This window comes from Conyzicola lurida, assembly GCF_014204935.1.
Classification (GTDB): Bacteria; Actinomycetota; Actinomycetes; order Actinomycetales; family Microbacteriaceae; genus Conyzicola; species Conyzicola lurida.
On the sequence record NZ_JACHMJ010000001.1, the window covers coordinates 2488192 to 2499424 of the forward strand.

The window sequence follows — 11233 nt, forward strand, 5'->3', positions numbered from 1 at the left end:
AAAACACTTCGCGTCAAGTCGATGACGTTTCACGATCAAAACGCCGCAAAATCGCCTGCCCTGAATGCAGGACAGCGGGGATTATTATTGAGGATGAAGCAATAGTCGTGAGAGCTATGCGTCCCGCCGGGCGCCAGTAGGGTGTGAATCGTGAGTGTCAGAGAAGTCGCTCCTGGAACGATGGCCATCGAGTCAGCCAGGGCCACCGCCAGGGAAGTCGTGAAGAACGGTCCGCTCTCCCGCAGCGAGGTGGCCCGTCGCCTCGACCTCTCCCCCGCGAGCCTCACCCGCCTCGCCAAGCCACTCGTCGACTCCGGCCTCCTGGTCGAGGGCGAACCGCAGGCCGACCCCGTGCACGGCCGCATCGCCCGGCCGCTCGACGTCTCGACCGAGTTGCGCTTTCTCGGGGTCAAGGTCAACCTCGACGTGCTCTACGCCGTCGTCACCAACGCCCGCGCCGAGATCGTCGAGCGCGCCACTCTGCCGCTGACCTCGACCGACCCCGAGAGCGTCGCCGCGGCGATCGCGGAAATCGCCGGATCGCTCGCCGCGCACGAGACGGTGGAGAGCATGGGCGTCGCCCTCGGCGGCCACTCACTCGACGGTCAGACCGTCGGCGTCTCCCGCTCGCTCGACTGGCACGACGTGCCGCTCGCCAGCACGGTCGCGGCGGCCACCGGGCTGCGCACCGTCGTCGAGAACGACGTGCTCTCCCTCACCCAGGCCCAGCACTGGTTCGGCATGGGCCGCGGCCACACCGACTTCGCGCTCATCACCGTCGGGCTCGGCATCGGGTGTGCCCTCGTGATCCACGACCGCGTCGTGCGCCGCGAGGACCCGAACACCCCCACGGCCGGACACTTCGTGATCGACCGCACCGGCCCGCTCTGCGTCGACGGCCACCGCGGCTGCGCCATGGCCTACCTGTCGTCGGGCAGCATCTGCCAGTCCGTGTCGATGGGCCTCGGCCGTGTCGTCGGCTACGACGAGGTGCTCGCCCTCGCCAGCGCGAACGACCCGGTGGCGAGCCGCGTCGTCACCGAGTCCGCGGAAGCGCTCGGCCGGCTCATCTCCTCGGTCTCGATGCTCACCGGCATCCAGGACGTGCTGCTCTCGGGCGAGGGCATCGCGCTCGCCACCACGGCGCCCGACGCCGTCGCCGCGGGCATCGCCGTCGACCGCCCCGTCTGGGCGCGGCCGATCGCGACCCGCATCGAGCCCATGGACTTCTACGAGTGGGCCCGCGGCGGCGCGGTGGTCGCGATCCAGGACTACCTGGACACCTATCCGGTCGAGTTCGCCCCGGCGCGGAAGGCCGCGACCGCCTGAGCGAGCGCGTCGTCTCCCCCGACGTTGCCCGGGAACACCGCGTAGGGGGTGTCGGCTGCGTCATCCACACTGCCGTCGCCGGACTGCCAGACCGAGACCATGCCGGGCAGCAGCGAGCCGAGGATCGTGGCACGTCGCAGACCGACCGCGCCGGTGGCGAGGTCGCTCGACGTGATGCCGCCCTTGCCGATCAGGAACGACGGCCGGGCGACGCGCAGGATCTCGGCCGTGGCCGCGACAATGCCCTGCGATACCGTGCGCGCGATGCGCAGGCTGTCGTCGCCGTCCGCGCCGTCGACCCGCGCGCGCGAGGTCGACAGCACCACGTCGCCCGCGAGGAGGGCCGACGCCGCGCGCTGCACGACGTCGTCGAGGGCGGCGGTCGCGGTCTGCGGGTCGAGCAGCGACGGCACGTCGAGCACGATGTGCTCGATGCCGGGGTCTCTCTCGAGCAACCGGGCGAGCTGCCGGCTGCTCAGCGGCACGTGGGATCCGACGACCACGAGGCCGTGCGCCGTGTCGGGGGTGGCGCGCGCGACGGCAGCCGCGACATCCCGGACCGACAACGGCGGATTCGGCTGCTGGCCGAGACGCGAGCGCAACAGGCCCGGGCTCGTGCGGTAGAGCAGGCGGCGTCCCGCGGCCTCGGCGGCGATGGCCGCGGCCGAGATGCAGCGCAGGTCGTTCTCGTCGGCGGCGTCGACAACGACGTGCGCGCCTCCGGCGACCGCGACGATTGCCGCGACGAGGCCGGCGTGGGGGCCGCGCACGACGTCGAGAGTGATGCGCTGCACCGTGGCGGCGGGGTGGGCGCCGGCCGAGCGCTCCTCGGTCCACTCGCGCAGGTCGGACGACCGGTAGCCGAACGTCGCATCGCGGGCGAAGCTCGACTCGCCGGCCGGCAGGTACTCGCCGTCGTCGACGATCCAGTGCGTGCTGTCGACGGTGATGCGGCGCGCGTCGGGGAACGCGGGCACGACGAGCACGGCGTCGACCGCACCCCAGCCGATCGCGGCGAGCGTGCGGCCCACCTCGTCGATCTCGTCGATGTGGTGGCCGCGCAGGGTCGAGTCGCCACGGCTGATCACGACGTAGGGCCGGCCGGCCGCGGCCGCGTGTACCGCGGCCACGACGTCGGCGTTGCGGGCCCGGGCGTCGGCGGCACCCAGGCTGCGCGTGTTGGTGAGCACGCAGAACCCGACGCCGGGCTGGTCGAACGCCCAGCGCAGGTCTTCGGCCTCCCAGCGGGTGACGATCGGCAGCGCGCCGACGGTCTGGGTTCCGGTGGGGTCGTCGTCGAGGATCACGACGGTCGCGCCATCCCGGGCCGCTTTTTCGAGTGCCGTCTGGTCGACGGCTCGGGATGGCGGAGCCGACGCGAGCGCGGCGTCGAGATTGCCGCGCGACATCAGGCCGTCAGGTTGCTCGTCGAGGCGAGCGAGCGCGCCAGCAGGTAGGCGTTGCGCGTCGAGGCGACCGAGGCGGTGCCGGCACCGACGCGGTCGAATGCGGTGCCGTGGGCCGGGGTGCAGACGGCGATGCCGAGCCCGCCCTCGACGGTCACGCCTCCGTCGAAGCCGATCATCTTCATCGCGATCTGGCCCTGGTCGTGGTACATCGTGACCACTCCGTCGAAGTCGCCGTCGCGGGCGCGCAGGAAGAGCGTGTCGGCTGGGAACGGCCCGACCGCGTCGATGCCGGCTTCGCGGGCGAGGGCGACGCCGGGGGCGATCTCGTCGATCTCCTCGCGGCCGAACTTGCCGCTCTCGCCGCCGTGCGGGTTGAGCGCGCAGACCGCGATCCGCGGCGCGGCCACGCCCGACCCGACGAGGTAGGCGTTGAGCAGTCTGGTGACGCCCAGCACCTTGTCGGCGGTGATGAGAGCGGGGGCGTCGCGGTGCGAGACGTGGGAGGTGACGCGCGAGGTCCACAGGCCGCTGATCGCGTTGAGCTCGGAGACGACGCCGGTCACGCCGAGGCGCTTCTCGAACCAGCGCAGCTCGTCGTTCTCGTGCATGCCCGCGTGGTGCAACGACGACTTGTTCAACGGGGCGAAGACGACCGCGTCCACCTCGCCACGCTCGTAGGCGGCGAGCGCGAACTCGAGGTGGTCGAGGGCCCAGCGGCCGCCGCGCTCGGATGCCTCGGCGACGGGCATGCCGTCGAAGTCGAGCCCCGTGTCGACGAACTCGATGTTGCCGGCGCGGTCGACCGCGTCACGGTCGGCACCGGTGCCGGCCTGCGCGAAACCGCGCTCGAGCTCGGCCTCCGTGCTGAACACCACGACGGGGTGGTCGGTGTCGCCGGCGATCTCCGTGAGCAGCCGGGCGATGAGCTCGGGGCCGATCCCGGCCGGGTCGCCGGTGGTCATCGCCACGCGGGAGGGGGCGGCGGGGAGGGGTGAACTGGGCGTCATTACCGTGTCTTCCTTCGAGGCCGGAGCAGATCACCGGCCGGGTGCGATCACAATATCATTTCCATCATGGAAAACATATTTCGCTGAATGGCCGCGGTCAGACACGACCGGGCACCCTCGCCACTGCCGCGGCCGATCGGTAGGATGTTGCGTATTGCAGGGCCCCACGAACGGGAGACTCATGACGCACGTCGACGGCAACGTACTGGCCGGACCGATGTCCGAGCTGTTCCGCGCCGACATCACGACGGCCACGGGCCGCTGCGTCGGCTGCGGCGACGAGTCCGTGCTGGCCCGCGCCATGGTCTACGAGTCGGGCACCGACCTGGTGGTGCGCTGCCCGAAGTGCGACAGCGTGCTGTTGACCCTCGTCCGTACGGCCGCCGACATGCGCCTCGAGTTCCGCGGCGTCGGATTCCTCCGGATACCGGTGTGACCGGCCAGGAGCGACCCCCAGTTCGCGGGAATGCCGCCGACGCCGAGCGGGCCCTACCGTGGCAGGAGACGCGAGGGGCGTCGCACGGCGTGGGGGGACAAATGCACGACACGGCGACGGAGGGTCAGACGGAGGCAGACGAGCCGATCTGGTTCCTCCCCGCCGGCGCCGCAGAGGGCGAGCGCAACGAGCACCGATTCCGGGGGTGGAAGCTCGTTGTGCTCGCCAGCGCCGGATTCTGGATCGTCGTCGCCGCCGCCGCCGTGTGGGCGGTCGTCAGCTTCCTGTAGCCGCTACGCCTTGAGGTAGATCGACTCCGCGTATTTCGGGCCGTAGTGCTCCTCGATCACCTCGATCGAGTCCCCCGGCCGCTCGACCGCCCGGGCGATCTCCGCCCGGCGCGGCACCGCCGACTCGTCCCAGACCGCGGGGTCCCACGCTTGCGAGCGCAGGAACGCCTTCGAGCAGTGGAAGAAGACCTCCTCGATGTCGACGACGATGGCGAGATCGGGCCGGTGCTCGCGCACGACCATCTCGTCGAAGAACGGGGCGTCGCGCACGATCGTCGCCCGGCCGTTGATGCGCAGCGTGTCGCCGCGGCCCGGGACGAGGAAGACGAGACCGACGTACGGGTGCACCAGGATGTTGCGGAACCCGTCGACCCGCCGGTTGCCGGGACGGTCGGGGATCGCGATGGTCGTGTTGTCGAGCACCGTCACGAATCCCGCGGGATCCCCCTTGGGAGAAACGTCGAGATTGCCGTGACCGTCGGATGTCGCGATGAAGACGAGCGACGACCCGGCGAGCCAGCGCAGGTCCATCTCATGCAGCTCGCGTCGCACCTTGTCGGCCGCCCGCTGCGTGGGGGTACCGACGACGCTCTCGAGTTCCTCGACCGTGGTGATCGCCGTTCCGCGCTCCGTCATCTCCCCATACTGGCATGCGCGCCGTGAATGCGGCCGGGTCGACGAGACGCGGCGACCGGGCGCGCACGACGCCGGCTGTAGTGGATGCCGAGCGCGGCGATCCCGAGGATGAACGCGCTGAGTCCCACGATGTAGACGGCGACGCTCCCCCACCCCGCGGTCGCCGGGTCGAGGAACGGGTACGGGTAGACCGCCGTGACCGCGCCGCGCAGCAGGGTGAAGCCGAGCCAGGCGACGGGATACGCCATGACGACGCGCAGCGCCGAGTACGGGAGCGACGCCCGGCCCGGCGAGAGCAACCAGTCCAGCACGACGAACAGCGGGATCCAGACGTGCAGCACCTCGGTCGGCCACTGGAGTCCTTGGTACCCCTCGTAGGGAACGTAGCGCAGCAGGAGGTTGTAGACACCGGCGGTCACGACCGCGTAGGCGACGGTGGCGAGCCGGACCGTCGTGTACAGCGCGGTGTCACGGGGCAGGCGTAGCGCGAGCGCGCCGCCGACGGCGAGCACGACGATGGTGATCAGCCCGGACTGGATCGTGAAGTAGCTGAAGTACTCGGCAGGGTCGAACGCGTCGTTGAGCAGACGGTCGGCGATCTGCACGACGACCGTGGCGAGCACGACGGTGGCGGCTGCGATGCGGAGGGCACCGAGGGTGCGCCGCGATGGGGATGTCATACCCGTTATTCGTAGCCGCGCCGCCGGTGGAGGGGACGGAAAAACGCCCGCCCCTCCCCGCTTGTGGCGGAGGGGGACGGGCGCTGGTCTAGAGCGGGCGACTAGCGGGCGGCGGAGCCATCCGTGTAATCGGCGTCCTGCTGCTTCCACGCGAAGAGCGCGCGGAGTTCCTTGCCGGTGGCCTCGATGGGGTGCGCGGCACCCTTCTCGCGGAGGGCGAGGAACTCGGGAGCTCCGGCGTCCTGGTCGGCGATGAAGCGCTCGGCGAAAGCACCGTTCTGGATGTCGGCGAGAACGGCCTTCATGTTCTCCTTGACGTCCGGGGTGATGACGCGCGGGCCGGAGACATAGTCGCCGTACTCGGCGGTGTCGGAGACGCTCCAGCGCTGCTTCGCGATGCCGCCCTCCCACATGAGGTCGACGATGAGCTTGAGCTCGTGCAGCACCTCGAAGTACGCGATCTGCGGCTGGTAGCCGGCCTCGGTCAGGGTCTCGAAGCCGTACTGGACGAGCTGCGAGACGCCGCCGCAGAGAACTGCCTGCTCGCCGAACAGGTCGGTCTCGGTCTCTTCGGTGAACGTGGTCTTGATGCCGCCGGCACGAAGGCCGCCGATCGCCTTGGAGTAGGACCAGGCGAGGTCCCACGCGGCGCCGGTGGCGTCCTGCTCGACGGCGACGATGACGGGAACGCCACGGCCGGCCTCGTACTCGCGGCGCACGGTGTGACCCGGTCCCTTGGGCGCGACGAGGAGCACGTCGACGCCGGCGGGGGCGGTGATGTAGCCGTAGCGGATGTTGAAGCCGTGGCCGAAGACCAGCGCCTTGCCCTCGGAGAGGTTCGCCGCGATGTCGTCGGCGTACAGGTGACGCTGGCTCTGGTCGGGGGCGAGGATGACGATGACGTCGGCCCAGGCGGCTGCCTCGGCGGACGGGAGGACGGTGAAGCCGGCCTCTTCGGCCTTGACCTTCGACTTCGAGCCTTCCTTGAGGCCGACGACGACCTCGACACCCGAGTCGCGCAGGTTCTGCGCGTGGGCGTGGCCCTGCGAGCCGTAGCCGATAACAGCGACCTTCTTGCCCTGGATCAGTGCGAGGTCGGCGTCTTTGTCGTAAAAGATTTCGGTCACTTTGTTTTCTCTCTTTTCGTTGGTTCTGAGGTAATACGTTGACGGGGCCGAGGCGCGCTCGACCCGCGGGGAACTAGTTCTTGAAGACGCGCTCGGTGATGCTCTTGCTGCCGCGGCCGATGGCGAGCAGGCCGCTCTGGGCGATCTCCTTGATTCCGTAGGGCTCGAGGATGCGCAGGAACGCCTGGATCTTGCCGCTGTCGCCCGTTGTCTCGATTACGAGGGCGTCGGTTGCGACATCCACGACCCGTGCACGGAACAGCGTGACGGCCTCGAGTACCTGCGACCTCGTCGTGTTGTCGACGCGCACTTTGATGAGCATGTGCTCGCGGGTGACCGACTGGCCGGGGTCGAGCTCGACGATCTTGATGACGTTGACCAGCTTGTTGAGCTGCTTCGTCACCTGCTCGAGCGGCAGTTCCTCGACATCCACCACGACGGTGATGCGGGAGAGGCCGGGGATCTCGCTCTTGCCGACGGCGAGGCTCTCGATGTTGAAGCCGCGACGCGCGAACAGGCCGGCGACGCGGGTCAGCAGGCCGGGCTTGTCCTCGACGAGGAGGGAAAGGACGTGGCTCATGGGTCTACTCCTCTTCCCACTCGGGGGCGATATCGCGGGCGTGCTGGATGGCCGAGTTGCTGACGCCCTGGGGGACCATCGGCCACACCATCGAGTCACGGCTGACGATGAAGTCGATCACCACGGGACGGTCGTTCGTGTCGAGGGCGAGCTGGATGGCGGCATCCACCTCTTCTTGCTTCGTCACCCGGATACCGAGCGCGCCGTACGCGTCGGCCAGCTTGACGAAGTCGGGAACCATCGCGGTGCCGTGCCCCGTGTTGAGGTCGGTGAACGAGTGGCGTCCGTCGTAGAACAGGGTCTGCCACTGGCGCACCATGCCGAGCGACGAGTTGTTGATGATCGCGACCTTGATCGGGATGTTGTTGATGACGCAGGTGGCGAGCTCCTGGTTGGTCATCTGGAAGCAGCCGTCGCCGTCGATCGCCCAGACGACGCGGTCCGGCTGGGCCACCTTCGCGCCCATGGCGGCGGGAACGCCGTAGCCCATGGTTCCGGCGCCGCCGGAGTTGAGCCACGAGTTGGGGCGCTCGTACTTGATGAACTGCGCGGCCCACATCTGGTGCTGGCCGACGCCCGCGGCGTAGACGCCCTCGGGTCCGGTCATCTGGCCGATGCGCTCGATGATCTGCTGCGGGGAGAGCAGTCCGTCGTCGGGCATCGTGTAGCCGAGGGGGAACTGCTCCTTGAGGCCGTTGAGGCGCGTCCACCACTCCGTGTAGTCGGGGGCGGTGTTCGCGGCGACGTCGCCCCAGGCGGCGATGAGGTCGAGGATGACCTCCTTCGCGTCGCCCACGATCGGAACGTCGGCCGCGCGGATCTTGCCGATCTCGGCGGGGTCGATGTCGACGTGCACGATCTTGGCGTTCGGCGCGAACTCGCTCGTCTTACCGGTCACCCGGTCGTCGAAGCGCGCGCCGAGGGCGATGATGAGGTCGCTCTCCTGCAGGCCGAGTACGGCCGGGACCGTGCCGTGCATGCCGGGCATGCCGAGGTGCTGGTCGTGCGAGTCGGGGAACGCGCCGCGCGCCATCAGGGTGGTGACGACGGGCACGCCGGTCTTCTCGGCGAGGACGAGCAGTTCGTCCGACGCCTGCGAGCGGATGACGCCGCCTCCGACGTAGAAGACGGGGCGGGATGCCGCGGCGAGCAGCTCCGCGGCGGCGAGGATCTGCTTGCCGTGCGCCTTCGTGACGGGACGGTAGCCCGGCAGGTCGACCTTCGGCGGCCAGATGAACGGCGCCGACTTCTGCTGCGCGTCCTTGGTGATGTCGACGAGCACGGGGCCAGGGCGGCCGGTGGTCGCGATGTGGTACGCCGCGGCGATCGCGGAGGGCACGTCTGCGGCATCCTTCACCAGGATGGAATGCTTGGTGATCGGCATCGTGATGCCGATGATGTCGACCTCCTGGAACGCGTCGGTGCCCATCAGGGTCGAGAACACCTGGCCGGTGATGGCCAGCAGCGGCACCGAGTCCATGTAGGCGTCGGCGATCGCGGTGACGAGGTTGGTCGCGCCGGGGCCGGAGGTCGCGATGGCGACACCGACCCGGTTGGACGAGGCCGCGTAGCCCTCGGCCGCGTGGCCGGCACCCTGCTCGTGCCGCACGAGGATGTGGCGGATGTCGGTGTCGGCCATCAGCTCGTCGTAGAACGGGATGATGGCGCCGCCGGGCAGGCCGAAGACGTCGGTGATTCCGAGGTTCTTCAGCGAGCGCAGTACCGCGCCGGAACCGGTGAGGATTTCCGGTTCGGCGGGCCGCGGCGGCCGGGCCTTGGCTGTTGGCACGGGGTGTGGTTCCGTGGACATAGAAGTGTCGATCCTTTGACGGTGATTGATGGCGGGCCGGCCAGACTGCTTAGCCGGTGACCGCGCCTTCGGCGGCGGAGTGCACGAGCTTCGCGTACTTGGCGAGAACACCTCGGGTGTAACGCGGGGGAAGGGGAGCCCAGCCGATGCGGCGAGCTTCCAGCTCTGCTGGATCGACAAGTAGGTCGAGCGAGCGAGCTGCGATATCGACCCGTATAAGATCACCATCGCGCACGAAGGCAATAGGACCTGCGTCTACTGCTTCGGGAGCTATGTGGCCGATGCACAGTCCGGTTGTGCCGCCTGAGAATCTGCCGTCCGTCAAGAGTAGTACATCTTTGCCGAGCCCTGCGCCCTTGATGGCGGCGGTGATGGCGAGCATCTCGCGCATACCCGGTCCGCCCTTGGGGCCCTCGTAGCGGATGACGACGACCTCGCCCTTGTTGATCGTGCCCTCGGTGAGCGCGTCGAGTGCGGCACGCTCGCGCTCGAACACGCGGGCCGGGCCCTCGAAGATGTCGGCGTCAAAGCCGGCGGTCTTCACGACGGCGCCCTCGGGAGCCATCGAGCCCTGCAGCACGGTGAGGCCGCCGGTGGCGTGGATGGGGTTGTCGAGCTTGCGCAGCACCTTGCCGTCGAGCTCGTCGATGGTCAGCTCGGCGAGGTTCTCGGCCATGGTCTTGCCGGTCACGGTCATGACGTCGCCGTGCAGCAGGCCCGCGTCGAGCAGGGCCTTCATCAGCACGGGGATGCCGCCGTTGCGGTCGACGTCGTTCATGACGTACTTGCCGAAGGGCTTGAGGTCACCGATGTGCGGCACCTTGTCGCCGATGCGGTTGAAGTCGTCGAGGCTGAGCTCGACCTCGGCCTCGTAGGCGATGGCGAGCAGGTGGAGAACGACGTTGGTCGATCCGCCGAGCGCCATGGCGACGGTGATGGCGTTCTCGAATGCCTTCTTGGTGAGGATGTCGCGAGTCGTGATTCCCAGACGGAGCAGGTTCACGACCGCCTCGCCGGAGCGGTGCGCGTAGTAGTCGCGACGGCGGTCGGCCGACGCGGGGCTGGCCGAGCCGGGCAGGCTCAGGCCGAGGGCCTCGGCGACGCTCGCCATCGTGTTCGCGGTGTACATGCCGCCGCAGGCACCCTCGCCCGGCGCGAACGCGCACTCGATGCGGTGGGCGTCTTCGAGGCTCATCGTGCCGGCCTTGACCGCGCCGACCGCCTCGAACGAGTCGATGATCGTGATGTCCTTCTCGGTGCCGTCGCTGAGCTTGACCCAGCCGGGGGCGATCGAGCCCGCGTAGAGGAACACCGACGAGAGGTTCAGCCGGGCGGACGCCATGAGCATGCCGGGGATGGACTTGTCACAGCCGGCGAGCAGCACGGAGCCGTCGAGGCGCTCGGCCTGCATCACGACCTCGACCGAGTCGGCGATGACCTCGCGGGAGACCAGCGAGAAGTGCATGCCCTCGTGTCCCATGCTGATGCCGTCCGAGACGGAGACGGTGCCGAACTGCAGCGGGTATCCCCCGCCGCCGTGCACGCCCTCCTTCGCCGCCTGCGCGAGGCGGTCGAGCGAGAGGTTGCAGGGGGTGATCTCGTTCCACGAGCTCGCGATACCGATCTGGGGCTTGTCCCAGTCAGCGTCGCCCATTCCGACGGCGCGGAGCATGCCGCGGGACGTCAGCGCTTCGATGCCGTCGGTGACGGTGCGGGAGCGGGGCTTGATATCGGGTGCTGTAGAGGATGTGTCCGGCATGTTACGAGTGTAATGAACCGGAAGGGTGTGAGTTGGCCGTCTGCAGGCGCCGCCCGTGCGACGCTCAGCGTCGTCGAGCGCGCGGAGGTTTGCGCTAGGCGCGCTGAGGTTTGTGGCGCTCGCGCCGGCACGAGCACGCGCGCGCTCGACAAACCTCAGCGCGCGGGCAG

11 protein-coding genes are annotated in these 11233 nt (G+C 69.2%); 3 read left to right on the plus strand and 8 right to left on the minus strand.

Annotated features, from left to right (window positions below; genetic code table 11):
* Positions 1–150 precede the first annotated feature (150 nt).
* Complete coding sequence (locus HD599_RS12125; protein ID WP_184237904.1) at positions 151–1329, plus strand: ROK family protein; 1179 nt, start codon at positions 151–153, stop codon at positions 1327–1329.
* Here HD599_RS12125 and HD599_RS12130 read toward each other — a convergent pair.
* Both HD599_RS12130 and HD599_RS12135 read right to left on the minus strand, forming a co-directional pair.
* On the minus strand, positions 1284–2738 hold the full coding sequence (locus HD599_RS12130) for a four-carbon acid sugar kinase family protein (protein WP_184237906.1): 1455 nt from the start codon (positions 2736–2738) through the stop codon (positions 1284–1286). The genes HD599_RS12125 and HD599_RS12130 overlap by 46 nt on opposite strands.
* Entirely contained in the window at positions 2738–3745 is a 1008-nt protein-coding gene (locus HD599_RS12135) for a 4-hydroxythreonine-4-phosphate dehydrogenase PdxA (RefSeq protein WP_221420499.1), read from the minus strand. The genes HD599_RS12130 and HD599_RS12135 overlap by 1 nt, the downstream gene beginning before the upstream one ends.
* Positions 3746–3926: 181 nt before the next feature.
* On the opposite strand from HD599_RS12135, the gene HD599_RS12140 reads away from it, so the two are divergent.
* Complete coding sequence (locus tag HD599_RS12140) at positions 3927–4181, plus strand: DUF6510 family protein (protein WP_184237908.1); 255 nt, start codon at positions 3927–3929, stop codon at positions 4179–4181.
* Positions 4182–4282: 101 nt separating this feature from the next.
* On the plus strand, positions 4283–4471 hold the full coding sequence (locus tag HD599_RS12145; RefSeq protein ID WP_184237910.1) for a hypothetical protein: 189 nt from the start codon (positions 4283–4285) through the stop codon (positions 4469–4471).
* 3 nt (positions 4472–4474) lie between these two features.
* On the opposite strand, the gene HD599_RS12150 is transcribed toward HD599_RS12145, so the two are convergent.
* The 6 genes from HD599_RS12150 to ilvD form a co-directional block, all read right to left on the minus strand.
* Positions 4475–5107 (minus strand): MSMEG_1061 family FMN-dependent PPOX-type flavoprotein, encoded by a 633-nt coding sequence (locus HD599_RS12150; RefSeq protein ID WP_184237912.1) that lies wholly within the window; start codon positions 5105–5107, stop codon positions 4475–4477.
* Positions 5104–5787, minus strand: a complete 684-nt coding sequence (locus tag HD599_RS12155) for a Pr6Pr family membrane protein (protein WP_184237914.1) — start codon at positions 5785–5787, stop codon at positions 5104–5106. The genes HD599_RS12150 and HD599_RS12155 overlap by 4 nt, the downstream gene beginning before the upstream one ends.
* 101 nt (positions 5788–5888) lie before the next feature.
* Positions 5889–6914, minus strand: a complete 1026-nt coding sequence (ilvC, locus tag HD599_RS12160) for a ketol-acid reductoisomerase (RefSeq protein WP_184237916.1) — start codon at positions 6912–6914, stop codon at positions 5889–5891.
* A 73-nt stretch (positions 6915–6987) separates the two neighbouring features.
* On the minus strand, positions 6988–7494 hold the full coding sequence (ilvN, locus tag HD599_RS12165) for an acetolactate synthase small subunit (protein ID WP_184237924.1): 507 nt from the start codon (positions 7492–7494) through the stop codon (positions 6988–6990).
* A 4-nt stretch (positions 7495–7498) separates the two neighbouring features.
* Positions 7499–9304, minus strand: a complete 1806-nt coding sequence (locus HD599_RS12170) for an acetolactate synthase large subunit (protein ID WP_184237926.1) — start codon at positions 9302–9304, stop codon at positions 7499–7501.
* 49 nt (positions 9305–9353) lie between these two features.
* The gene (ilvD, locus tag HD599_RS12175; protein ID WP_184237927.1) at positions 9354–11063 is read right to left on the minus strand and encodes a dihydroxy-acid dehydratase; all 1710 of its coding nucleotides are present in this window, start codon (positions 11061–11063) and stop codon (positions 9354–9356) included.
* Between the last annotated feature and the right edge of the window lie 170 nt (positions 11064–11233).